At 61.5% G+C, this 23,655-nt stretch carries 30 protein-coding genes; 25 read left to right on the plus strand and 5 right to left on the minus strand.

The genetic code is table 11. The features are described 5' to 3' along the window. Nucleotides 1-256: 256 nt before the first annotated feature. A complete protein-coding gene (locus tag G9463_RS10940) occupies nt 257-1,138 on the plus strand; it encodes a hypothetical protein (RefSeq protein WP_165896709.1) in 882 nt (293 codons plus the stop codon). A 236-nt stretch (nt 1,139-1,374) separates the two neighbouring features. Here the strand turns inward: G9463_RS10940 and G9463_RS10945 are convergent, their stop codons facing one another. The 3 genes from G9463_RS10945 to G9463_RS10955 form a co-directional block, all read right to left on the minus strand. Next, complete coding sequence (locus G9463_RS10945) at nt 1,375-1,800, minus strand: type II toxin-antitoxin system VapC family toxin (protein ID WP_165896710.1); 426 nt, start codon at nt 1,798-1,800, stop codon at nt 1,375-1,377. After that, the gene (locus G9463_RS10950; RefSeq protein ID WP_165896711.1) at nt 1,800-2,069 is read right to left on the minus strand and encodes an AbrB/MazE/SpoVT family DNA-binding domain-containing protein; all 270 of its coding nucleotides are present in this window, start codon (nt 2,067-2,069) and stop codon (nt 1,800-1,802) included. The genes G9463_RS10945 and G9463_RS10950 overlap by 1 nt, the downstream gene beginning before the upstream one ends. A 117-nt stretch (nt 2,070-2,186) precedes the next feature. Next, nucleotides 2,187-2,573, minus strand: coding sequence for a hypothetical protein (locus tag G9463_RS10955; RefSeq protein WP_165896712.1), 387 nt, complete (start codon nt 2,571-2,573; stop codon nt 2,187-2,189). A gap of 200 nt (nt 2,574-2,773) precedes the next feature. Here G9463_RS10955 and G9463_RS10960 point away from each other — a divergent pair, with 200 nt between their 5' ends. The 21 genes from G9463_RS10960 (at nt 2,774) to G9463_RS11055 (ending at nt 18,380) form a co-directional block, all read left to right on the plus strand. After that, on the plus strand, nt 2,774-2,953 hold the full coding sequence (locus tag G9463_RS10960; RefSeq protein ID WP_165896713.1) for a hypothetical protein: 180 nt from the start codon (nt 2,774-2,776) through the stop codon (nt 2,951-2,953). Then, nucleotides 2,950-3,576, plus strand: a complete 627-nt coding sequence (locus G9463_RS10965) for a hypothetical protein (RefSeq protein WP_240150016.1) — start codon at nt 2,950-2,952, stop codon at nt 3,574-3,576. Before G9463_RS10960 ends, G9463_RS10965 begins: the two co-directional genes overlap by 4 nt. Beyond that, entirely contained in the window at nt 3,573-4,151 is a 579-nt protein-coding gene (locus tag G9463_RS10970; protein ID WP_193569595.1) for a hypothetical protein, read from the plus strand. The genes G9463_RS10965 and G9463_RS10970 overlap by 4 nt, the downstream gene beginning before the upstream one ends. A gap of 6 nt (nt 4,152-4,157) precedes the next feature. Then, nucleotides 4,158-4,643 carry a hypothetical protein gene (locus G9463_RS10975; protein WP_165896714.1) on the plus strand — a complete coding sequence of 162 codons (486 nt, stop codon included), beginning with the start codon at nt 4,158-4,160 and terminating at the stop codon, nt 4,641-4,643. Next, the gene (locus G9463_RS10980; RefSeq protein ID WP_165896715.1) at nt 4,640-4,915 is read left to right on the plus strand and encodes a hypothetical protein; all 276 of its coding nucleotides are present in this window, start codon (nt 4,640-4,642) and stop codon (nt 4,913-4,915) included. Before G9463_RS10975 ends, G9463_RS10980 begins: the two co-directional genes overlap by 4 nt. Before the next feature lie 36 nt (nt 4,916-4,951). Then, the gene (locus tag G9463_RS10985) at nt 4,952-5,386 is read left to right on the plus strand and encodes a hypothetical protein (RefSeq protein ID WP_011222219.1); all 435 of its coding nucleotides are present in this window, start codon (nt 4,952-4,954) and stop codon (nt 5,384-5,386) included. Nucleotides 5,387-5,388: 2 nt separating this feature from the next. After that, nucleotides 5,389-5,847, plus strand: coding sequence for a hypothetical protein (locus G9463_RS10990; RefSeq protein WP_165896716.1), 459 nt, complete (start codon nt 5,389-5,391; stop codon nt 5,845-5,847). Further along, entirely contained in the window at nt 5,847-6,131 is a 285-nt protein-coding gene (locus G9463_RS10995; protein ID WP_049938412.1) for a hypothetical protein, read from the plus strand. The genes G9463_RS10990 and G9463_RS10995 overlap by 1 nt, the downstream gene beginning before the upstream one ends. A 72-nt stretch (nt 6,132-6,203) precedes the next feature. Then, nucleotides 6,204-6,563 (plus strand): hypothetical protein, encoded by a 360-nt coding sequence (locus tag G9463_RS11000; protein ID WP_049938413.1) that lies wholly within the window; start codon nt 6,204-6,206, stop codon nt 6,561-6,563. Beyond that, nucleotides 6,553-6,687, plus strand: coding sequence for a hypothetical protein (locus G9463_RS24340; RefSeq protein WP_255458693.1), 135 nt, complete (start codon nt 6,553-6,555; stop codon nt 6,685-6,687). The genes G9463_RS11000 and G9463_RS24340 overlap by 11 nt, the downstream gene beginning before the upstream one ends. A gap of 2 nt (nt 6,688-6,689) precedes the next feature. Beyond that, nucleotides 6,690-8,513: a hypothetical protein gene (locus G9463_RS11005; protein ID WP_370457909.1), complete on the plus strand. Its 1,824-nt coding sequence runs from the start codon at nt 6,690-6,692 to the stop codon at nt 8,511-8,513. Next, nucleotides 8,506-8,757 (plus strand): hypothetical protein, encoded by a 252-nt coding sequence (locus tag G9463_RS11010; RefSeq protein WP_165896717.1) that lies wholly within the window; start codon nt 8,506-8,508, stop codon nt 8,755-8,757. The genes G9463_RS11005 and G9463_RS11010 overlap by 8 nt, the downstream gene beginning before the upstream one ends. Next, nucleotides 8,750-9,550 carry a hypothetical protein gene (locus G9463_RS11015; RefSeq protein WP_240150017.1) on the plus strand — a complete coding sequence of 267 codons (801 nt, stop codon included), beginning with the start codon at nt 8,750-8,752 and terminating at the stop codon, nt 9,548-9,550. The genes G9463_RS11010 and G9463_RS11015 overlap by 8 nt, the downstream gene beginning before the upstream one ends. Further along, entirely contained in the window at nt 9,550-9,879 is a 330-nt protein-coding gene (locus G9463_RS11020; protein ID WP_165896719.1) for a hypothetical protein, read from the plus strand. The genes G9463_RS11015 and G9463_RS11020 overlap by 1 nt, the downstream gene beginning before the upstream one ends. Then, nucleotides 9,872-11,821 (plus strand): AAA family ATPase, encoded by a 1,950-nt coding sequence (locus G9463_RS11025; RefSeq protein WP_165896720.1) that lies wholly within the window; start codon nt 9,872-9,874, stop codon nt 11,819-11,821. The genes G9463_RS11020 and G9463_RS11025 overlap by 8 nt, the downstream gene beginning before the upstream one ends. Nucleotides 11,822-11,823: 2 nt before the next feature. Further along, the gene (locus G9463_RS11030) at nt 11,824-13,371 is read left to right on the plus strand and encodes a hypothetical protein (protein WP_165896721.1); all 1,548 of its coding nucleotides are present in this window, start codon (nt 11,824-11,826) and stop codon (nt 13,369-13,371) included. Further along, complete coding sequence (locus G9463_RS11035; protein WP_165896722.1) at nt 13,364-13,576, plus strand: hypothetical protein; 213 nt, start codon at nt 13,364-13,366, stop codon at nt 13,574-13,576. Before G9463_RS11030 ends, G9463_RS11035 begins: the two co-directional genes overlap by 8 nt. Continuing rightward, entirely contained in the window at nt 13,566-17,549 is a 3,984-nt protein-coding gene (locus G9463_RS11040; protein ID WP_165896723.1) for a hypothetical protein, read from the plus strand. Before G9463_RS11035 ends, G9463_RS11040 begins: the two co-directional genes overlap by 11 nt. Further along, entirely contained in the window at nt 17,549-17,854 is a 306-nt protein-coding gene (locus G9463_RS11045; RefSeq protein ID WP_165896724.1) for a hypothetical protein, read from the plus strand. Before G9463_RS11040 ends, G9463_RS11045 begins: the two co-directional genes overlap by 1 nt. Further along, on the plus strand, nt 17,854-18,177 hold the full coding sequence (locus G9463_RS11050; RefSeq protein ID WP_165896725.1) for a transcriptional regulator: 324 nt from the start codon (nt 17,854-17,856) through the stop codon (nt 18,175-18,177). Before G9463_RS11045 ends, G9463_RS11050 begins: the two co-directional genes overlap by 1 nt. Nucleotides 18,178-18,179: 2 nt before the next feature. Beyond that, on the plus strand, nt 18,180-18,380 hold the full coding sequence (locus tag G9463_RS11055; protein WP_193569596.1) for a hypothetical protein: 201 nt from the start codon (nt 18,180-18,182) through the stop codon (nt 18,378-18,380). Nucleotides 18,381-19,646: 1,266 nt separating this feature from the next. On the opposite strand, the gene G9463_RS11060 is transcribed toward G9463_RS11055, so the two are convergent. Then, a complete protein-coding gene (locus G9463_RS11060; protein ID WP_240150018.1) occupies nt 19,647-19,940 on the minus strand; it encodes a primase-associated protein in 294 nt (97 codons plus the stop codon). Between the two features lie 59 nt (nt 19,941-19,999). On the opposite strand from G9463_RS11060, the gene G9463_RS11065 reads away from it, so the two are divergent. Next, complete coding sequence (locus tag G9463_RS11065) at nt 20,000-21,052, plus strand: Cdc6/Cdc18 family protein (protein WP_165896728.1); 1,053 nt, start codon at nt 20,000-20,002, stop codon at nt 21,050-21,052. 190 nt (nt 21,053-21,242) lie between these two features. Here the strand turns inward: G9463_RS11065 and G9463_RS11070 are convergent, their stop codons facing one another. After that, nucleotides 21,243-21,890: a DUF3800 domain-containing protein gene (locus G9463_RS11070; RefSeq protein ID WP_165896729.1), complete on the minus strand. Its 648-nt coding sequence runs from the start codon at nt 21,888-21,890 to the stop codon at nt 21,243-21,245. Between the two features lie 187 nt (nt 21,891-22,077). Between G9463_RS11070 and G9463_RS11075 the strand changes: the two genes are divergently transcribed. Both G9463_RS11075 and G9463_RS11080 read left to right on the plus strand, forming a co-directional pair. Further along, complete coding sequence (locus G9463_RS11075; protein ID WP_165896730.1) at nt 22,078-22,803, plus strand: hypothetical protein; 726 nt, start codon at nt 22,078-22,080, stop codon at nt 22,801-22,803. 175 nt (nt 22,804-22,978) lie between these two features. Beyond that, the gene (locus G9463_RS11080; protein ID WP_165896731.1) at nt 22,979-23,230 is read left to right on the plus strand and encodes a hypothetical protein; all 252 of its coding nucleotides are present in this window, start codon (nt 22,979-22,981) and stop codon (nt 23,228-23,230) included. The last annotated feature ends 425 nt before the right edge of the window (nt 23,231-23,655 follow it).

The following is a 23,655-nucleotide window of genomic DNA, read 5'->3' on the forward strand; positions in this document are numbered from 1 at the left end:
TACGACGACTGCGAAGCACCAGGGTGGGGACAGGATTCTGCTACCGATGAGAGCGGGACCTCGCTGATCCAGAGAGTGGCGTCCGATGAGTGCTGATGGTCGCATCCAGCCCGTTGCCACGAGGCAAATTCACCGGACAGCCCGGCATTGCCACGAGCCAACTACCGCGTGCGGATAGCGCCCGCTACGTCACCGATAGCCCGTGCCGTGGTCGGCACTGCCCGGTTCGATTCCGGGGACGGGCACTGTGGTCACGATGCCACGACATACCAACCCCGACGACAGCGGGACCGACAGCACAGCCACCGATCAAGCCCTCGCCGACGAACTCGGGATGGACATCGGACAAGATGGGGCGGACATCGACGCCCTCCAGTCGCTCGTCAGTGACCTCGACGACGAGGTGGCACCCCCCGTTTCGAGTGTTCTTGAGCTGCTGGTCGGGACCATCGAGGACCTCCATGAACGCGTCGACAATCTAGAGGACAACGTTGAACAGACCCACGACGTTGCTACCACGGCGGTCGGCAACGCCGCCACGAACGACCAGCGCCTCGACGAGCTCGAAACCCAGCAGGAGGCGACCCACGACGTTGCCAAGAGTGCCATCGCCAAAGCTCAGCAACTCGAAGCCGATGCCGACCACCAGGAAGACGCCGAGAAGTTACCCGAGGGTATCGAACCCAGCAGTTCGCCGCTGGATTTCTTCGCGAACTGCCGGCAGTCGAAAGTCAAGACCATGTTCGTCGAGCGGTCGAACCGCCAGAACACCTACCGTGCCATCAGCATCGCCAAGCGCTGGCCGGAATTTGCCACGAAGCGAACCGACGGCAGCGGCGTGTTCATGACCAAAGCCGACCTGCAAACGGCCTTGACCGCCGAACTCGGAAAGGAGCCCCATCGCCAGACGATCAAGCGCGTCTGGGAGAAGCTCATCGAGATCGGCGGCGGCGACATCGTCGAGAAAACTCGGCAGGTCGGACGGGACCAGACCCAAATGGAGATTCTCGCGATGGATATGGCAACAGCCGAAGGGTTGCTGGAGAAACGCTACGTCGGTCTCGATCTGCTGGAGAACAGCGACCACAAAGCCGCCACAGGTGGCGTCACACCCGTTGTGGTGGAGTCATCGCCCTAACCCTGTGACACGCACCGAATAGAACGACAATCGCCACTGAACCGACGTTGTTGGACGCGGTGGCACATGCCCTGCCGCCGCTGACGCCGCTGTCTGCTAGCTGCAGGAACCGGGAGCGACCCCCTGTTTTCAGGAGTGTAGTGAGTAATCGTAACACGAACGGAGCGACCAGAGCAGTTCAGTCGTTCACAACGGGTGTGACGGCAAAGTTGGATCAAGCTCCCTCTAGCGGTTCACTAGAACGGATTATCCGCCGTCTCCAGTCGAGTGATATCCGCAATCACGTCAAAGTCATCGTCGAACGAATACAGATAGTCAACCCCCTCTCGCCGCATGTACGCGGCAATGGTTGCGTCACCAAGGGAGAGCCCGTCGTACGTTTCGAACAGATCAAGAGCGTTGGTAAAGTCCTTCTGTGCCGCCTGGCGGACCTCAAACCCAGCAGACTGATTGAGCCGCTCGTAGGTCTCAACAGCCTTCTGCTGGCGCTTTCGATTATGTATCCAATTGAGCGTTTCGAGGGCAACGTAGTTTGTGACATGCCCTGTGGGCAGGTCGCCGTGATCCATGCCACGGACGATCTCCATCGCAGTGTCGTGGTGCTGGTCATCGGCGTCTGCCATCCCAATGAGAATACCTGTATCCACAAGTGCAACTGCCATCAGTTGTCCCCTGTAAAGCCAGACTCACCCTCATGTCCAGCGAGGTCGTGGGTCTCTTGCCCATCGCCACCCATCGAGACGGGCTCAAAGTCATCAAACGCACCGTAGTGTTGCTTGACAACCTCTACGACGAGCGTCCCATCATCGTCAGTGTCCCAGCGGAGTTTGTCGCCTGGCTCGATATCGAGCCGACGACGCAGCGATGCCGGAATCGTAACCATCCCCCGGTCGCTAACCTTTGTCTCTTCAGGAGCGTCGTCTGCTGCCATACTCGGTAGTACCGCTGCGTATGTCATACATGTTGCGCCACATGTACCTCCGGATGAGCACTAATTGAGAGAGATTCCCTCCATAGCAGCCAGAACCGACGATAACGCGCCCACCAGTCACGCCAGCAGCCGGTCATCACGAGCGGACGGAGACACGAGCCGATACTCAATGCGACCGTCACCGAGATACTCCGCGTTATATCCAAACTCTCCGGTAATCCCACGGTCATGACGAATATCGGAGGGCAGGCACCACTGAATGTCCGTTTGGACGTCAACGGGATCGATGTCGAACTGTCCCGGTGGATTCTCGCAGTCGCTGTAATCTTGGTCGATAAACAGCGTGACAGTCAGTACGTCGTCCTCAACACCGCCAAGCTGTAGTCGGCACGTGTCTCCCATATCAAGCCCTGCACGGGACACCCAGTCAGCGTCAATGCTCAGATACAGTGAGACCTGGCCCCGAAGAATAATGTCCCGCCCCAGAATCGCTGTCTGTGACATATGGCTTCATTGGCAACATTCTAGAATAAAGCCATCGGCTCAATAGGCAGTGAACTCTTACACAGCTCTTACAGCATCTTACAGCAGCGTTTCATGCTCTGACAGCATCGTACAGACTCTTGTAATTTTCCTAGGGTGTTTATTCGGCCATCGCGACTCCCGTCGCGTCCGTAGTCTAGCTTCGGACAGTACCCCTACCCATGCGCGAACACGACCCCGGCGGCGGACAGTCGCCGGCCAACGCGGCCAAGCCCGCGTATCAACCGTATCGAACCGAGTGGCGCAGTGCCGATGACCGCCGACGCGTGCGAACACAGCATGAGATTGCCGGCGCGAGCCGCGACCTCACGGCAACCCTCGTCGCTGGAGGTGGCGTGTGAGTCTCATCGAAGTCGACAACGCGCGCCGGTCGGACCTCTCCGTGGTCGGCTGGCTCGGCATCGGATTCGCCGTCACCGGGCTGGCCTACGCTGGCTGGACGCTGGTGACTGCGGCGACCGTCGGCGGCGGTATCATCGACGGACTGGTCGTCGGCATCGGCGCTGCCCTGCTGGGCGGCTATGTGGCCTATGAGATTGCCACGCCGGAGATGGACGCCATGTGCGGCCACTGCGGCGACCGCATCTTCGCACATTCTGGCCGCGACGGCCACGACGAAACCATTGAAGCGCACTGCAGTTCGGACCCGCGGCGGGGCGAACTGGGGCCGCTGTCGGTGGTCCTTCAGCGCCGGACAGCGACGTTTCACTACTGTTCGGGCGAGTGCGCGGCGGCCGACGCCGAACGACGGCGACTGCAGAGCCCGTCCCAGACCGACACGGAGTCGACAGCAGCCGGCCGACTCGCAGCGACCGACGGCGGCACCGACCGGCTTGACCAGCTCATCGACGCCGTCGACCAGGAAGGCAGCGGTGCCGTCCGGGACGACGCGCTGATCGACGCACTCGAATCGGCACGCAACCAGGGCGTTCCCCAGCCCGAAACCGGGGATTCAGACCGATGATAGGACCATTCTCGACTGACACGAACAGTTCACGACCGATTGCGCTGCTGCTGGCCGGCCTCATCTGTGCCAGCATGGCCGTCACTGGCGTCGGTGGCGCGGCCGCACAAACGACCGCCACGCCAACACCGACCTCGACCTCGGACACGCTGGCGGACAAGACCGTCGCCGTCAACAACCAGACCCAGCAGGTCTACCTCGAAGTGACGAACACGAGTGCCCAGAGCGTCGATTACACGGTCTATGGCGTGTCTGACGGCATCACAACGCAGGTTGATTCCGGCATGGTGTCGGCGGCCAGCGGCGAGACCACGGAGAAGACCTTCGCCGTTGACTCGTCGGAGTACGACAGCTATCGCATTGTCGTCGAAGAGGACGGGACCGACAGCGACTCCGAATCGGCGGAGTCTATTGAGATCGGCGAGATCGTCCAGCAGTCCTCGGGCGGGGCCATCTTCGGCGGCGGCGGTGACGGCATATTCACGCCAATGAACATCCTCATCGCGGCGCTGCTGGGGGCGGCGGCGTTCCTGCTGGGGCTGTTCGACCCGATCAAGCGCCGGATAGCGGGGTGAGACCGAATGTCCTCATCCGCTGATCTGGACCTCGGCGACGGCAGCGGACAAGAGTCGCTGAGTGGCATCACCAACTTCCTGCAGGCTGGTGGTGACGCGGGACGAGTGCTTTCGGCGTCGATTATCGGAGTTATCGTCTCGCCAGTTGTTGCGGTCATCGACGTGATCAACGCGGTGGCGAACTTCTTTGCCCAGCCGTTCAACAGCGCTGGGGACGCGATTGGCTCGCTGTTGCGAGGGCTCTTCGAGGCACCTGGGAACCTCCTGATTGCGGGAGCAGATGTCTCGGAAATTGCGTTACGGTCAATCTTCGGTGACACGCTGGCTGGACTCTTGGCGTTCCCGGTGACTGTCGGGCTGGTGATGATCGGGCTGTACATGGTCGTGCTGTATCTCCGCGAGGACGAGACTGGCGATGTGCTGCCGGGCCTGCCTATCGGCGTGCCGACGGATATCTTCGGCGTCGAAGAGGAGGACACGATAGACGAATGACGGTTCGCCAGCTTGACTTGCTGGGAGTGGTTGTGTTGCTGTTTGGGTTCGTTGTGGTGGTCCCGACTGCCGATTTCAGTGCCGCCATTGCAACCCTGTTCGTCCGTCCATTCGCGACGCATCCTGTGCTGTCGGCAGGCATCGTCGCTGCTGCCAGCAGCGCTTGGTTGATTGCCTCGTTTATCCGATTAGAGCGGTCTGGTCCGCCCATACCGCCGATGTCGGTGCCAGAGAGGCTGGCAGACCGCGGGGAGGATACGGTCGACGAATGACGGCTCGCCAGCCCCACAACTCGGAGGTCACTGCCGATGGCTGATGACTCGGGGCTGACGGGCTTTATTAGGAACTCAGAGTCGTTTGCAGGCTACCAGATTGTCGACACGGCGAACCCGGTCAACTGGTCCGGCGCTGGCGCGTCGATATTCCTGTCGGCGGTCGCGACGGTGTACATTGGCTTTCGGAAGTTCATCGACGAACTGGTTGGCATCCCGGAGCGGCTCATCGAGGGCGCAACGTCGTTCGTCGGGGACGTGACGACCGGCGAGACGCCGACGGGATCGGGCGTGCTGGGGGAGTTGTTTGTCCCGATTCTGCAGTGGTATCGACAGGACCTCTGGGCTGGCAGCGTCGACCAGTTCGGACTCTGGGGCTATCTGGTTGCGCTGGGGTTCACGCTGGTGACGCTGTTCGTCGTCGTGCGTGGCCTTCGTGAAGGTGCCCAACGGCTCGCAGGAGGTGACTGATAGTGTCGTCATCGGGCGGTGGCGGCGGTGGTGGTTTCGTTCTCCCGCCCGCCCTGAGGGCATTCGCGGCCTCGCCGACTGGATTCATCCTCGGGCTCATCTTGACGCCACTGCTGAACGGCGTCGAGGGCGCCGTTGAGAAAGTCCTGTGGGCCATCAACTACGTGTTTTTCGGCCATTCACGGTCGTCAACAATCGGGGACCTCGGGCTCGTGGATGTGCCGGTCGTCATCGCGAACACGCTCATCGACGCTGGGTCGGCAATTGGCGACCCGGTGCTCACGGTCGTCGGTTCTGGTGTCCAGTTGCTCATCGACTTTTTCAACTGGACGGGACCGGCGGGACTGCTGGGCGCGGCGATTGTGTTCGCGATTGTTGTGGTCGCGTACTCGTCGGCAATACGGACAGCCATCGAGATTGCGCTGGACTTCATTCCCGGGGGAGGTGCCTTCATCAACTGATGTCGCTCAAAGAGTTCCTTACCCACCCAGCGAGTGCGGCAACGGCAACGGCGACGACGCTGTTCGGGGCGTTCCAGTTCGACGTGCTGGCGGTGCTGCTGCAGTGGGGCTGGGCGAACCTCGGACAGTTGTTCTACGGGGCGACGTTGCTGGTCAGCTCCGCGCCGGTCCTGCCGATCACCAAGACGGCGGCGTCGAAGATCGTCGCTGGGCTGGCGGCGTTGCTGTTGCTGAAACTCCTGCTGAAAGCTCGTGAACAGATTGACAACCGAACGGACGGCTAAACCCATGATTCAGAACGAACATATCAAACGGACGTATCGAGCAAGAACGGCGGACAGCCCGGAGGTGGGCCGATGCCAGAGGTGACGACGGCGACGGCGACCGGCTGGGCCATCATGGTCATGGTATTCTACGTGATCGGCGAGTACACCTCAGTGCTGGCAAAGACGGCCTACCCGATTAAGTGGTTCAAAGGCCGCCCGGCCCGGCTGACGACGGGACTGGTGGGCGGCTTTTTCGGTGGCGTGTATGCCGGCGGATTCCTCTGGAGCGCGGCGGCGTCGTTCATCGGCGCTGGCGCGCTGGCCGGCGGTGGCACGGTGGTCCTCGGGCTGACGGGCAAAGAGACGCTGGTCGTGTTCCTGGCGGCGCTGGTCGTGGGGCTGGCGCTGTACACGGGCGCGGCGGCAGAGGAGGCGGTGGATGCAGATTAACATCTCCGGCTGGGGCGCGGTCCTGCTGGCGGTGGTCGGCATTGTGGCCGTTCTGATGTTCACCGCGCCGGAGGCGACGACGGACTACGTCAACGGCGTAGCAAGCGCTCTTTCGGGGGGCTAACCGTGCCCGGACACGCACTTTCGGGAGGTGATAGGGCCGCCGTCGCCGCGGTTAGTGTTGCGGTCGTCCTCGTCGCTGTCACCGTGGCGGGCGCGTTCGCGATGCCCGCATCGGCAGCGGTGGCCGACGGACACTACCAGACTAACGCGACCAACGGCACGAGTGCCACCGACGACAGCCAGTCGAGCGACTGGACCGCGCCGGGGCCGTTCGGTATCGACGAGCTGCGGACGGGCGGCGACCAGATATCGAGCGGCGGCTCACAGGGACCGCCGGAGTCGACGCGGATGCTCCCGACCGGCGGGATCGTGCTGAAGTACCTGCCGTTGAACCCGGCCCAGTCGAGCTATCAGCCGCTCGGTCGGAATCAGGCACTCAAAACAGATTACCTGCTGGCGTACACGTCCGCGTTCGGCGAGAGTGTCGGTGACTACGAGTTTGTCGTCGTGTTCTGGCAGGAGCAGACGACACGAGTCAACGGGACACAGCGGGCCTACGCGGCGAATCAGAGCGTCCAGCGGATTAGCTTCGAGGCAGAGAACGGCTACTCGGCGTCGAAACTGAAACTGCAGTCCCATTACGACCAGCAGTGGCAGGCAACGGCGTGGCTGGAACAGGACGGCAGCCGCGTCGAGGGCGCACGCTGGCGATTCGGCCACCAGACCAACCCGCTGACGGCGTCACCGGCATACCCGACGAACTCGAAAGGCGACCTCTGGCGCTGGGGGGCGCTGAACCTGATTATCCCGGCGATTTGTGGCATCATGTTCTCCGGGGCGTCGGCCAAACACATCCTCTCGCGAACGATTGTCGGGACGCTGAAAGGCGTCACGTACTGGGCCGGTGTCGTCGCCGTCGTGGTCGGCATCGCGGCGATAGTTGGGACGTGGCAAACGTCGATTATCCTCGCGAACGCGCCGATTGCGGTCGGCATTCTCATCGGCCTGCTGGCGCTGCCGGTGATGCTTTCCATCCGAGACAGCGACCTCTCGAAAGCCGGCTTTTTCCGGCGGCAACTCCGGCAGGGCGCTATCTCGCCCAGCGGTGAGGAAACGGTCGGCACGCGACGGGTGGCGAACAAAATCAAGTCCGTGTACCGACACGGCGACCAGTTGTACGCGCCGATAGCCGGCCTACGGCCGATGCTGGCCCGCTACTGGGCTGACCCGGCGAAGATACCGACCGAGGACTGGAAGTCCTACGATAGCGGCGACGGCGACCTCGACCAGCTCTTCGAGGTCGACCCAGAGTCCGACAAGGTGCTGCGGCACAAGCCGGCGCGGCTGAAATTCAGCCCGTCGCTGACGAAAGCGGTTGCCGACGAGGACCTCGCGGACCCGCCCGAAGCCGACGGCATTGCAGCACTGCCGGCGGCTATCTCGGCGGCGGTGTCGAACTGGTTCGCCCGTCGAAACTGGCGGTTCATCGGCATCGCGCTCGGTGGCGGGGCAGCGGTCTACCTCGGGACAGTCGCGGCGCTGGGCTCGTCGATTATCGGGCTGGGGCTGGCGACGTTGCCGGCGTTGATCGACGGCCACGAAGCTCGGGATGGCTCGCTGGAAGTCGACTGGGGACCGTCCCACTGGAACGACGTGCAGGCACAGGTCCAGACCGAGCGCCACGAGTACGAAGAGCGCAAGACCTTCGACCAAGTTCTCGAAGCGGTCACCGAACTGGAATGGTCTGACCACGAGCAAGGCCAGCAAATCGTCGACCGCGTTCGCACGGAGATTCAGAAAGCGCTCGACGACGAACACGGCGGGAACAACCCGTCAACGAACCTCTCACCGTCGTCGCCACAACAGGGAGTTGATGCGGATGACTGACCCGATGGCGGCTGTCAAGGACAGTCTGGGCCGGTGGTACACCGAACCCGGAACAGTCTCTCGACTCGCTGAACTGCTCGTTCGGGGCTCTGTTGCGGGAGTCGCCGGATTCGGCGTTGCAATTGGGTTGAAGGCAACACTCGGGACTGAATTTCTGGCTGGGATGGGAATCGCAGTTCCAGCCATTTGTGCGCTAAAAGTTGCGTTGCCCGAGGACTACCGGGGGGTTGATGCGGATGACTGACCCGATGGCAGCCGACGGGCATCACGCGCTCAAATGGCTCGCGAGCGACGACGGGTCGGTCGACCGCTCGTTCGCAGCTGGGCTCGACTCGCTTCGCGCCCAGCAGCGGCACCTGCAACAGTCCCTTCGCGACGGCTTCCAGACTCGCACCGAGGTCTTGGAGTGGTGCCACGCCGTCGACGTGGTGTCGGGCGGCCAGACCCCGGAGACGTGGCACGAGGACCTCGTGAAAGACCGCTGGGAAGTCGCTTGCCTCATAGCAGATGCGGACGACCGGGTCGCAATCTGTGACCAGGCACCCCGCGACGACGAGACAGCCGATGCGTTCCGGCGGCGGCTCATTCGGAAGGTGCTGCTGCCGGCGTTTCAGGACGCCACTGAACTGCTACGTGAACGGGTCGGGGAGTTCTCGGATGAAGAGGGCGTCAAAGACGCCGAACGGATTCAGTACGTCGCTGGGCGGCCACGATTGCATCAGCGCGCGGTCGAACAGCACGGGATGCTGCGGCGGACGCTACGGGACCCGCCCGGCGTCGAATCGGAGGTCATGGCGTGGGCAGAGGATATCATCCACATGACCGAGGGCCACGTCCGCAGCGGGTTCATCGAGGACGTGCTGGACCGCCACGGCGACTGGTGGCACTCGCTGACTCGCGGGCCGTCAGTCCGGCTTGAGTGGCTGCTGGCCGGCGAGATATTCCCGGCGATGAATGCCACGCTCTCAGAGTTAGTGACCAACAGCAACGAACTGGCCGACGTTGCTGGCCGCGCCAAGGAGGTGCCGCCGGGATAATGGATATCGAAGCCATCCGGGCGGCCCGGGCTCGCGAACAGGACGCGGCGTCACTCGTGGAACTGGCCGAACCGACGATCTTCGAGCGCGTCCAAGACGCCGTCGACGACGGGGAGATCGACACCGAGGACGCGACGCAACTGACCACCGAACTGGCCGACGAGCGGGCCGGGAAGCTCCTGAAACTGGCGTCGTTCCGGGCCGCGGGCATGGCGGTCAACTGGGACGGCGTCACCGACCAAGAACGCGCGCTCGTCGAGGACCTCGTTGCCCGGCTCGAAGAGTGGCGCGACTCGGTGACGCCGGCCACGGAGGACAGCGATGACTGACGAGTTGTCCGACCGGGTCGCTCAGTATCTCCGCTGGCAGGTCAGCGACAAGGTGGCGCTGCTGGCCCAGCGCTATCCCGACGACACGTCGCTGACGCTGGACTGGACGGACCTCGCTCGGTGGGACCCAACGCTGGCCGAAGATATCCTCGATGCGCCCGATTCGATGCTTGAGTACGTCGAAGCGGGGATTCGAGACACGCCGCTGCCGGTCGACACGTCGCTGGGGCAGGCGACTCCGCGCTTCGAGAACCTGCCCGAGTCACACACGACCGCGCCGGGCGAGTTCTCACCGTCGGATCGGCGCGGGCAACTGCTGGCGCTGGAAGGGCAGGTCGCGAAGCGAACGCAGGTGCAACCACGGCTTGTCGAAGCGGCCTTCGAGTGCCAGCGCTGTGGCACGCTCACCCGGATTCCGTTCGAGCCCGGACAGTTCATCGAGCCCTTCGAGTGCGTCGGCTGCGAGACGCAAGGGCCGTTCCGCATCAACCCGGACCAGTCCCGCTACGAGGACTATCAGAAGCTCCTGTTAGAGAATCCCAGCAGCGCGGCGCTGGGTGGCGATACCTCGGATATCATCGCGCACCTGCAGGGCGACCTCGCGGGACACGGCGCTATCGCGAACTGTCAGGACGTTGTGCTCGTTGGTGAACTGCAGTTCCGCGGTGGCGGGCCGATTCCCGAGCCACAGGTCGTTGTGAACTCCGTGCAAGCGGCCGGCCAGACCTATCAAGACGCGGAGTTCACGGCTGACCAGCGGGACCTCTTCGAGCGCCTTCGCGAGCGGCCGGAGTCGTTCGACGTGGATATCGAGGACCCGTCGACGGCCGACGTGCTGATGGCGGCCGCAGCGCCGAAGTTCGTGTCGGGCTCGCACCCACGGGACCGGCAGGTCGTTCGCGGGCTCGTGCTACAGCTGGTCAGCGCGTCGACGTTCGACGGGCCGGACGGCTCGCACTATCGGGGCGACGTTCACGTCCTGTTACCCGGCGACCCGGGGACAGGAAAGTCCGTGCTGGCGAAGTGGGCCGCGGCGGTCGCGCCCCGGTCGGCGTTCGCGAGCGGCGAGCGCGTGTCGGGTCCGGGGCTGACCGCGGCGGCGGTGAAAGACGACTTTTCCGACGGTGGGTTCAGCATTGAGCCCGGCGTGCTGGTCCGCGCCCACGAGGGGATCGCGGTCGTCGACGAACTGGACAAGGCCGGCGATGATGCCATCGAGAAGATGCACTCGGCGCTGGCCGACCAGATTTTGCCGCTGTCGCTGGGCGGCCAGTCGATGACCCTACCAGCCGAGTGCGGGCTGCTGGGCGTGTGCAACCCGCTCGGCGGTCACTTCGCTGGCGACGAGTCGCTGGTCGACGCGCTGGGCATCAACAGCCCGCTGTTGTCGCGGTTTGACCTTATCATGCAGATGCGGTCGAAACAGGACCGCGAACACGTCCGAGAACTGGCCGAGTCGATGATACGGACGTGGTCGGCATCGCTGAAAGACGCGACTGGGCAGGCACTCGACACGGCTGACGCCGATGCTATCGACCCAGTGCTGTCGATGGACCAGTACCGCGCGGTCCTGCTGCGGGCGCGACAGTTGCATCCGACACCCGCGAACGACAGGGTCATCGAGGCGCTGGCGGCGTGGTTTGAAGAGCAAAAGATGGCGCTGCCCGAGCGCTATCGCGATGCGCTCGCGGACGCGGACGGGCAGTACCACGGGCCGCCCGTGCCCGTGACCGCCCGGAAACTCGGGGCCGCACGCCGTGTCGCACAGGCGGCCGCTCGGGCGAACCTGCGTGAAGAGATTACGATGGCGGATGTCGAGGTGGCGAAGGAACTGGTCAGCCGGTCGCTGGCCGACCTCGATATCCCGATTGTCCACAACGCCGGACTCGGCGGTGGTGACGTAAACCGCCGTGAACCGGCTGATTTGTCTGGAGTGAGCTAACGATGTCACAGAGAAAACCAAAGGCAGAACAGGACGGATTCACCGAACAGACACGACAGGGCGCACAAGTCGTCCACGGATGCGACCCGCCCGGTGACTGGGATGACGACGCCGAGATGATTCGGACGCGGTTCGATATCCCAGCGTTTGATCCAGAAGCGTTCTATCCACGGGAGGGGGCGGCGCTGTCGGGTGTGTACCCGGATTTCCTCGTCCATATCGAGAACTCCGCAGACGGCCCGTCGACGGTGAACTCCCCGGGCGCATCACTGACGATGGTCGAAGCGCCGAAGGGCTCGGGGAAGTCCACAGCTGCCGACCAGTTTGCCACATACCAGATGGAACACAACGACGAGCGCGTCGTCAGGAACGGCCGGCAGAAAAGCTCGGACTGGCGGCGGATGGCTGACTGGACGACGCTGTGGCTCCCCAGCGGCGTCGACGTTGATGGCCGGTGGATGGAAGCCGTCGACCGCGACGATCCCGATCCCGACGAACTCTGCCGGGACGTGCGATACTACTCGGATGTCCTCGAACTTGTCGAGCGGTTGCAGAACCACCCGAAAGGAACGTACAACGTCGTGTTCCCGGACCCGTACTTCCGCAAGTGCGAGGACGCGCTGTCGACGGCGGACACAACGGTCGAACACCCGACGTTCGTCCCCAAGAACGAGCCGAACCCCACGCCGGCATCGCACTGGTGGTTCGGGTTCCTCGCGGCACGGACCTTCGACGGCCTGCGCGTCGATAGCGATGGCGACCGCAACTGGATGACCGCCCACATCGACGAGTTCGGAATGCTCGCACCGGAGTCAGCGCCGGGTGGCGAGTCCGGGCACTGGACGCATCAGTGTATCAAAATCATGGCCGATATCGCGAAGGAAATGCGGTCGGCCGGCCTGTCGCTGGTCGGCTACGGCCATCATGAAGAGGATGTTCACAACCACTGGCTCAAAGAGTTCGATTTCTGGGTCGAACTCTCGAACCACGACTGCGGGAACCGTACGACCAAGACAGAGGCACCGAAGCCGTTCCGGGACCTCGAACAAGACCAAGACCTGCTGTCGAAGCGACCGAAGGGCTTCGGGCTGTGCTACACTGGTAGCCGATTCTCGGAGTTTCAGTTCTCCGATCTGGGCTACCCACACGACACGCCGGAGTTCCAGTTGCGGCTCGGGATTCCAGAAGCCGTCGACGTGTCGACCAGCGACGACGGCGGCATGATCGTCGATGACCTCCAGGTGGCGACCGACGACGATGACCAGCCGACAATTCTCAACGAGTACCGCGCGGCCGGTGGCGCTGTGCACGAGCTGCGTGTCCTCGCGCCCGGCGACGGCATCATCGATATCTCTGGTGACGAGCCTGAGGTGCTCGAAGCGCTGTCGAGCCCGTATGCCGATGGCACGTTCCCGGAGAACCCGATCACAACGACCCAGAATCACTATGATATCATGTTCAACCCCGACGGTAGCACGGAGATCGTGGCGGCGCGCATCCCGAGACGGACTGGGCCCGGCGCGACAACGGAGGTCGTGGCCGATGACTGACCCAGCAACGCCGCTGGTCGTATCCGATATCGAACGGCCTTTTACGTTCACGACAACCGGCTGCGGCGGCCCGGCTGGCGGCCGCGGCGGCACCGATCACCGCGAGCGGACAAAAATGTCCGTTCGTTACGCGCGCGTATCTGGAACAGGAACGGAAGGGGGGACCCCCCTGAACGCTGTTGGAGGTGATTCTGATGGACAGTGATGACCTGCCACTGTCGAGTGAACAACTGTCGATTGTCGGCATGGCGCTGGCGGTCGTCATCGTGTCCGTCGCCGCGCCGATGGTGTTCGCGCCACAGTCGAACGCGCCCGACGACGCGAACAGTGGGACAGTCTACTCGACGCCGACTGGCGACGACCAACAGGCAGAGTCAGCGTCGACGCCGACCAACCCAGCCAGCAATCCGTTCGACGAACTGAGTACCGCGCCGCGCGACCCGGACGAACCACTGTCGACCGTGCCAGAGACGCACGTCGAGAGTAACACGACCGAACCGTCGCTGTCGGCATCGGCGGGCGCACAGACACTCCGGGCGTCGACAACGACCGTCGACGGCGAGCCCGCGCTGAATCTGACCGACGACCGCACGCATGACGGCCGCTGGGTCGGCGTCTCGACGGACTGGCTCAAAGACCAGCACGGGTCGGTGCCAGCCGTCGTCGGTGTCGTGCATGAATCTGGCAAGGTGTATCAAGAAGAGATTCACGTCCGCAACGGCGAAGCACAGTTCTGGGTCAGCGGGTTTTCGACGAACACGATCACGTTCGGCGGGACACTGCAGATCGACGGCCAGCCGGCGACGACCGGCACGACCCACCTGTATGAGGTTCGGGACCTCGACAGTGCGACGGACCCAGAAATCACGCTCACTGGGCAGGTCAACACCGAACGCGACACGAAACAGGTCATCGGCGCGACCGACGGACAGTCGATTCCGCTGGCGGTCGCTGGCGATAACCTCGCGCCACGGAACCCGGAAGTGACGTTTACGGGCGTGACCAAGACGACGAGTGACGCGGGACTGTTCTCGACAACGCTGTCGGACGGTGGGACTGTCGACTACAGCGTCGACGGGAATCAGCCGGCCACAGATGTCTCGGCGACGTTCATCGGCAAGTCAACAACGAGTACGGGAAGCCTGTCACACACCGGTCTGTCTGACGGGGCGACGATATCCTACACTGTCGGTGGGAACATCCCCGCAAACAACGCTGCAGTGACGTTTTCGGGATACTCGTCTCGGTCGTCGCACTCGATTACCGGAACTACCGGGTCATCGGTTACTCGGTCGCTCCCCATGACCGGGAATCGAGAGCCAACGGACGGGAACGGCAACAATCCAAGCGTCACAGTGACCGGCCATTCACCCACCATGACAGAGACGGCCGGAGATAAATCCGGTACGTCACAAACGTTCGACGGTAGCAGCACTGTGACACTCGACTGGACGCCGCAAACATCCGGGTCAATCAACGACATCCACTTTTATGTCCAAAGTTCGGAGGGCAATGTCTATGGTAAGGAGATCAACATCTATGACTCGGACGGCAATACAATAACCTCAACTGGCGAAGTGGTGGTGAAAGAGGGGCAGGGAGTCAAAAGTCTCGACAATTCGATTAAGTATGATAGCTATAATGGAGACTCTGTCCAAGCCGGAGAGACATATACTATCGAATTTGTGCCAGACTCGATCTCAACCGCCAGCATGGAGATTGCGCCGTGGGTTAGCGCAGATGTCAAACCCTCGGTAAACAGTGTCAGCGTCTCTACGAACGACGGCGCATCGGCATCGTTTGGGTCGCTTGCCGACGGCGAGACCCAAACCAAACGACTCGACCTGTCCACAGCAGCGTCATCTGTCGATATATCTACGGACACAACGGGATCGGCATCTGTCGACTACGATATGTCCTATACTGACCGGACTGCCAGCAAGAACCCGCGCATCGATCTCGATGGCGACGGGAACGCCGATGCCAGCTACAACGGTATCTTGATTGACTCGCAGTCGGCCACCGTGGACGCATCGAACATCCCGACAGGCTCACACACGGCGACGGTCATGACCGACGGTGGACAGGTCGACGCCGATATCGATTACACCGAGCGGACGGCCACAAAGAACCCGTCGCTCGATATCAACAACGACGGGACCGCTGATGCGTCCTATAGCGGCGTCCTGATGGACGGCGAGACGGTCACGCGCTCGGTCACGGATATTTCACCGGGCAGTCAGACTGCACAGGTGTCGACCGGCCACAAAGTCGGCGTCGAAGCCGGCTCAACTGTGACGACGGTCACGCAGGACCCGTCGCTTGATATCGACAACGACGGCACGGCCGAAGCCGAGTACATCGGCCAACTCGCCGACGGCGAATCCCAGACCGTCCAAATCAACGAGTTCGACAGCGGCGTGACAGAGGCACTCGTCGGCACGCAATCGGGCGCTGTCGACGTGAATATCGGCTACACGGAACGCACTGTCACCGAGGACGCTGGCGTCATCATCAACGGCCAGCCGGTACGGATGTCGGGCACGCTCGGCCAAGACGACACGGCGACACTCTCCGCGAATAGCAGCTGGCTACAGTCCGGCCAGAACAACGTCACCGTCGTCGCTGGCGACGGCGACACCGGCAGCGATGCTCCCGCGCCCACCGTCGAAGTCGATTACCACCACGAACTGACGACACAGCGGGCTGTCACCTTCCAGAACGAAGCGTTCAGCGAGCGCTACAATATCTCTCGCACGTACCTCTCCAGCCGCGAGAGTGCCACGCTGACGATTCCCCACGCCGAGAACATCATCTCGCTGCGGACGCTGGAAGTGCGGCTCGACCAGTCCGGCGGCTGGACCGAAGTGCCGGCGTCGGCGCGGTCTATGCAGGGCACGGAACTGCAGGTCGACATTGCCGCACTGACCGGCGGCACCGTTCCAGAGGGCACGACCGTCGAACTCCGGTCGGTCGGCTCGAAGATCGACGTGCATAACGGCGCGGTCACGGTCATGCAAGCCACGCCCGTCGGGACCGACCTGAACTCGCGGGTCCGGCTGGACAGCTGGGCGAGTGATGCCTACATCAGCGTCGGGAATACCTCGCAAGCCCAGCAACTCCATTACGGCGTCAACGAGAGTTATTCGGCGGAAGGCGACTATGCCGAACTCTCGACGGGCCACGAACAGCGGGTTCACTTCCCGGAAGCGGTCAGCGGGAGCGAGGTCGGCGTCCGGGCCGCACCGGTCCAACTCTCGCCGGTCAACGGGACCATTCGGGCGAGCGTGCCCGAACAGCGAACGAACGCCACCAGCCCGGCGTTCACCGTCGACCCGGGCCAGCGGGCCGGCGAGTCGTTCACTGTCGAATATCTGGGCGCGACCGAAGAGACGTGGTACGGCGTCTATGAGGTAGACACCAGCCAGCGATTCGACCGCGTGCAAGGCCGTGAGCCGATGACGGTACCCAAAGACAGTATCGATTCCGTGGTGCGGGTCAAAACGGCATCGGCACCGACAGCGAACCCCGGCGGCGCGTCGACGATCTTCGGCGCGGCCGACCAGGGCAACCTCGTCGGGCTGGTCGCACTATTCGGGTCGATTGCGATGCTGTTCGTGATCGGCCGCCGGCCCGAGCGCTCGCGTGAGGTTGTCGATTCGCTCGCGACCAGCGCTGGGTCGGCCGCCGGACAGCTGCCCCGCGTCGGCGGGCTCGTCGAGGACGGTGTCGTCAGCGGCATCGAAGCCCTCGGTGACGCCATCGTCACGCTGGGCGAGAACACCATATTAACGAGCGCCGTCGGCGCGGCGACACTGGTGGCCGCCATCCAGTCGGGCTACATCGATATCGGGCCGGAACTGGGCGCGATGCTGGCCGTCGCCGGTATCGCCCTCGGGTCGCTGGTGGTCCTGCAGCGGGCCGGCGAGTTCACGACCGCTCGGTGGATTGCGATTGTCGGCATCAGCGGCGTCGTGGCACTGCAGGCACTCGGTGAGGGCGACCTGCTGACGGCACTGGTGAACTCCGATGCGTTCGTGATCGTGCTGGTCATCGCCGGCTACGCGGTCATCCAACTCGTGCGGGAGTACCGCGCGAACAACTCGCCCGATGACGACCAACCGCAGGTCAATATCATCGCTCGTGGCAGTGGCGGCAACGGAGGGAGTGACGACTGATGTTCGACTGGTTCGGCGCACTCGTTGCGGAGTTCGGAAAAGAGGTCGCGCTGGTCACAGCTGTCGTGTACGGCGGCTACAAGTTCCGGCGCATCAAGAGTATCATCGGCGGACTGGTGGCGGCCGTCGGCACGGTCGCAACATTCGGCGCGCTCACTGTCGGGGCGCTCGTGCTGGGAATGGCGACGGGCTGGATTAGCGTCGACGTGGGCCAGATGATCGGTGATATCGTCGCTGGGGCTGGCACCGCGTGGGACGTGGCCGGGAAAGGGGCCGTCGACTGGCTCACAACGGAGGTACTGTAATGGCGGATCTCGGTGGCGTCGAGGACGACCCGGACTGGGCGGCCTTCGCGAACCTTTCGCCGGTCGCACAGACCTGTCTGTTGCTGGTCGACGCCCACGACTGCGACGGCTGGCGCGGACTCATCGCACAGAAAGCACAGGAGGGACTCGACACCAGCGAGCGCCATGTGCGGCGCACGCTGTCGGAACTGGAAGCGGCGGGGTTGGTCGAAGCGTCGGGACCGAACAAGCGCCGAGAAACGTACTCGGTGACTGAGGACGGCCACGAGGTGCTGGCCGGGATGCGGGACAGTCTTGACCGGGCGCTGGGGGGAGACTCGTGATTGTGCCCGAGGGCTCGTGGGTTACCGAAGCCCGCGGCCACCCACGGAAGCTCGGTGCGCTGGTCGTCGGGCTGGCGCTCGTGGGGATCGGCGGCCCGGCGCTGTGGTGGCTGGGGCTCGCGCTGTCGAGTTTTGCTGTCGGGCAGTTGGTAGCCTACTGGGGCGATGAAACGGACCCGGCCGTCGACCGGAGGGCAGTCTGATGTTCGTCGACAAGCTCGGTCGGTCGAGCACCCGCGGGCTTTCGAGGACTGGTCACTCTCGGTCACGGTCGTCGCGGTCGTGTTGCCGGTAGTCCCACCGATGGAGAACACCCCACCGTTTCCGCTGAAAGAGCGCCCCCTGTTTCGAGTGTTGTTGTGGGCCGTCGCGACGGCGATGACCCAGTCCGATAACGCGCGAAAATGCCTGTGTTGTGAACCTGATAGGATTGCGTCTCTCCCCATGGGCCGTCTACTGTCTCGCCCACTGTGTCTCCCTCTTCGTTCAGGGCCCACCACCCCGTGTGCAAGATGACTCTTCCCACTGGTCCTCGAGTCAGTCCTCCTCCACTGTCACCCTGGTGGCCGCCCACCCAGTCGTCGCGATCTCGCTTTCACTCTGGCTCTGGCCTGGCCCACTATCCCACCGTCGACGACGTCCACTGCCCCACTGGGCCACCACTGCCGGCGGCCCGTTGCTGTGTCGCCAGCTTGTCGGTCTCACCTTCGCGTCTGTCTAGCCATCCTGATAGTTCGCCCCTCTTGGGGGTCGCCCCCTTGGCGCTCGTCTGAAGCCCACTTCCGGTCGGCTCTGGCTTCACCTCCGTATTGTCGTATTGTCCCCCTTCTCTTTGGACAAATACCCCAACAATACACGAGCGGCAGGAGATGCAGAATTAATTAAATATCCTCTAATCAATTCTAAGGCTATAACTGATGTGTGTACGCTTATTTTCGCGTTTCAGAAGTCAATATATGGTTTCAGAGCCTTTGAGAGCGATGATAAACGGCAGTATAACCCAATTTTTGAGGGTGAAAGTCAGCAATTAGAGTGTGTACACCCCTCAGAAGTGTGGACACGGCGGATTTCAGCATATTAGCAATTATTGGCTCAATTTCACCGCTCTATAGAGTGTGGACACCCCTTAGAAGAGTGGACACGCTGGATTTCAGCCGATACTCGATATTTGGCCCTCTACTCACCCTCAAAGAGTGTGGACACTGCGATAGGCGTTCTGAAACACCATATTTCAGCCGATACGGGGTTTTAGCCACGCATAGCTTGGTGCGAAAGCGGTATATTGCCACGTAGAAGTCTTGACACGGGACATCTAGGATTTAGCCGGGGGACTACGAACAATCGTCAGACAACCCCTCTGATTCTGATATTTCTCTCAAACAGGCTGCCCCTGCGAATAAGAACTGTGAATACAGCAGAGAGTGAGCAAAGAGAAGTAGACCGCACCTACAACCATGTTCCAACCCGGCTCAAGATTGGTACTGACCTGCACCACCACTATCATCGAGTTGGTCGTACATCGACTCGGGGAAGGGCAAGCTCTGATAAATGTTGTATGGACAGAACGATTTGCCGATGCAGTGTCGCTGCATATCGTGGTTGTCACAGTTCATTGGGAGCGGGGCTTCCCCGTCAATCTCACCGTGCCGCAATTCATAACGAGCTTGATAATCGGTGGTTTCTTCGTCGTACCAGTCCCACTTGCTTTCGAAGAGGTCGTGGATGTCATCAACCACTGCGTCTTCGCGCTGGGACTCGATCAACTCACCCCCGGAAGTGTAAGCCCCATTTATATACCAGTCTCTCATCACACTCAGACAGCATGATAACTGACCGGTCGGTGTTCCGTGACGACTGGTTGCCCGACGTCCAGCATCGAGAGGCCGAGATGACCGTCTTGACCGACGCACTCACGCCAGTGTTGGAGGGAGTTCGTGCCGAGGACGTCCTGCTCCACGGGCCACAAGGTGTCGGCAAGACCGTGCTGACTCGGGCTGCCCTCGACCGACTGAATCGACAACAGCCGACGCCGTCGGCACACGTCCACTGTCTCGGTACATCGACAGCCGGCATCGTCCGTTCCATCCTCCAGGAACTGCCCGGCTCAGATCCAGCACGAACCACGCCCCAGGAAGAGCTCATCGCGACGCTGCAGGAACGGGTGTCCGAGCCCACCGTCGTCGTCCTGGACGAAGGCGACGACTTACCAGAGGCGGACGTCCTCGATGTCCTCCGACGGGTGCCCGATATTTCGTGGATCGCCATCTGCCACGACGAAATCGACTGGCTCTCTCGCGTCGACGAAAGCACTCGCCACGGACTGACCGACCGCAGTCTGCAACTGGATAAGTTCACAACCAGCGAATTGACCGATATCCTTGAGGCCCGCCAGCGAGTCGGCCTGGAGGGTGGCGCGATTTCACGCGGGCAACTGCGGATGCTCGCCGACGGCGCGGCCGGTGTGGCTCGCCGCGGGATCTTCGCGCTGCGGGCCGCGGCCGAGCTGGCGACCGAGCGTGGTCACACGACTATCGAGGACGTCGACGTCGAGGACTCGTTCGACCGGGCGCGCCGGCAGCTGCGCGAGCAGGCACTGGAGAGTCTGCCGTTGCACCATCACATCCTGTACGAGATCATCCGCCGGAAAGGAGAAGTCCAGACAGCAGCCATCAACGACCGCTACGACGCGATTTCTACGGTTGCTTACGACGGATACGACCAGATGCCCATCTCGAAGCGGGACCGGCGCACGAAACTACAGAAGCTCGTCGACTACGACCTCGTCGACCGCCGTGACGAGGACAGAAAGCGGGTTTACTGGGCCTGTGACCGCTCTATTTCATCGCCGCTGGATCTGCAGGTGCCCGTGCCGTAGCTTTTGATGGGTAGATAATGCCACAAGAATTACTAACCCGGAGTTGATAGAACTAAGTACCGATAACGCCGTGGGCGGCCCATGACCCTGCAGGGCGTGAACAGCGCCTTAGCCCGTATCTCTGTGGAGATTTCGCTTGATTTCGGCAGGTTTTGGGCGAGTGGGTGGGAGGCCAAACACGGGCCGGTACTCATCTCGTGAGTTCGTGCTCCAGATGTGAGAGTGCCCAATGAGAGCATTCTTCTATACTGGCTTCTGCCCCGAAGTGGTCCAGCCACGGTGTCCCGCCTTTCCTTTCCTCTGAGACAGCGCCAGCTAAGCAATCAGCCGCCTGCACGCCGTCAACTTGCCTGGACGAAACACACTCCACATCGATTCCTTCTGTGAACTCCTGGATTAGGTCACAGAGTTCATCAGATTGCTTCGTCGACCGAAATTGGTCCGCATAAAACTCAGTTCGGCCATTCCCAGTGAGTTCGTTTAGAATTTCAATATATGCAAAAGCCCGAATGGCGATATCCCAGACTGGTGGAAATGAGACATCCTGAAACAGTTTGTAGTGGGAGTCGAGAGTGGTGAAATTCGACATTTCGAACACAGCAAACCCAAATTCGAGATCGGCTTGATTATCGGCCAAGCAATCCATAAACCGCCGCTTTTCATTCGGTTCCATCTCGTACCACTTCGCTTCGTCCATATACTGGATATTCCGGACGGCGCGCTTCGGACACCGGTAGCAGTCGTGCAGATCTCCCCCTACAACCGCAACAGTCACGACATCACAGGTTTCGTTTAGAAGGTTCCTGAAATCGCCGGAAATGTCGCCGTAGTAGGGCATCAGTGAAGTGGACCAATGGTTGGGCCGACCATGCTAAGAAGGTTCGCAAACCGCGGTAAAAGTGGTATAAGCAGTCGTACCCCTCATTCCCGACACACAGTTCGGACTGGTATACGACATCGTATCTGGCCAACTTATAGTTTGGAACTTCCCCTAGAAATATACCGATACAACATATAGTTGGGATATGGCTGTCCAAGACCAATACCTCAAAGACATGGCCGCGGAAGCGGAGTTTACTTACGACGAACTAAGTCAAACCGCTGACAAGCTAGAAATGGTTATTCAAAGTCGGCTTCACAAGCATTTCAAGAATTCTCGACTTCGGTCTGGATACGATCACTGGCTGGGGGAGGGAATGGAGGGTGTTTGGCTGGCTTTCAACGAGGCCGAATTGGCGAACGAATTTCGTGAGGCAGGATACGATTACGACGCTGGGAAACTACGAGCTGTTGCATTTGCTCACCTGAAAGAGTTTCAGGACGATGAGATCACACTAGCTGTTCCTGGTACTCTGGCTCGGTCATACGAAGACTCCTTCTTCTATCCAATCAATATTCGTTACCCAGAAGGCTGGAAAGATGGCGAATGGCACACATTCCAACGGTTCCAGGAGCTTGTGTCCCGATATGATATGAGTCCAGCTGAGGCCCTCGACTACTGGGTAACTGAGAGGAGGAACAAGGAGCCATTCGAATGGGCAGGATACCGGGATGTCGATCCGGAAGCAGTCCGAAAGAACGTCCGCCAGGCGAAAGAGAAGTTAGATGATGATCAAAAAGGAGCCACTCACAAGAATGGCGACATTCACATTGTTCCGTGCGATGAGGTTCCAGCAGGAAATCCTCATGACCCAGAAAAAGACATGTTCTACGTGCCAACGGAGGCACAAGCTGAAGATATGAGCTCGTAGTTTAGATCGGTAGGGGCCGATATACTGACCGATACTGAGGCACTAAGGCCAATCTCAGCATCCACTCTGACTAACCAACACCCGGCGGCGATAGCGACTCAGTGTTGGTTAGCGAACCCCACCCCCCGGAACTACAAGGCCCTTTTATTAGTTAGTATCACCTAATTACCAGTGTATGGCCGCAACAGAGGCGCAGACCGTCGAATTACATGATGGGACAAAACTCGACGTCCAGTACCTCGGTGCGACCGGCGACGACACAGCTGAGTTCGAAGTTGAACCTCAGGCTGCTGACGACGCGCGCCGCTGGCGACTGGAAATCAACCGTACAGGTGGCTACGAGGTCGTTGAGTCGTGGGACGATGGCGTTGAGGCAAACCTCGACGCGCCCGACTGGGTCCACGAACTTGTTGATCGTGCTATCTGAATGGACAGTTAGACACCGGTTCTTTTCGTAATACTCGCCTACCCCCGGAAGTCCAAGGGGGGTTTACATACCAGTCACCCATCAGCTACGGGTACGTACTCGCGCCGTTGTGGGACCTGCCTCACCAGGTCCCGGCGCGGGGTCGCGGTCAGTCAGCAGGTAAGTTCAGGAACCACCGCAACCCATGCAAAAGGCACGCAGTTCAACAAAAAGGTAGAGGTATCGCTGTCGCGCTCAGGCCGTCGCGACCTGAGTCAGCTCCGGCAATTGTTGTCAGTAAGTTAGCCATTATATTTTATCGCTCTTGCGAAGGAGATTGTTGATAGCGAGAGCAGCGGCTGAAAGTCGAAGAGGGCAAGGGCACCGCGCTAGCGGTGCCCGATATGTTCCCAATAAGCCGGTTCGTGTCGGAATCGGCTGCAGCG

This window comes from Haloarcula sp. JP-Z28 (genome assembly GCF_011440255.1).
In the GTDB taxonomy this organism is placed as follows: domain Archaea; phylum Halobacteriota; class Halobacteria; order Halobacteriales; family Haloarculaceae; genus Haloarcula; species Haloarcula marismortui.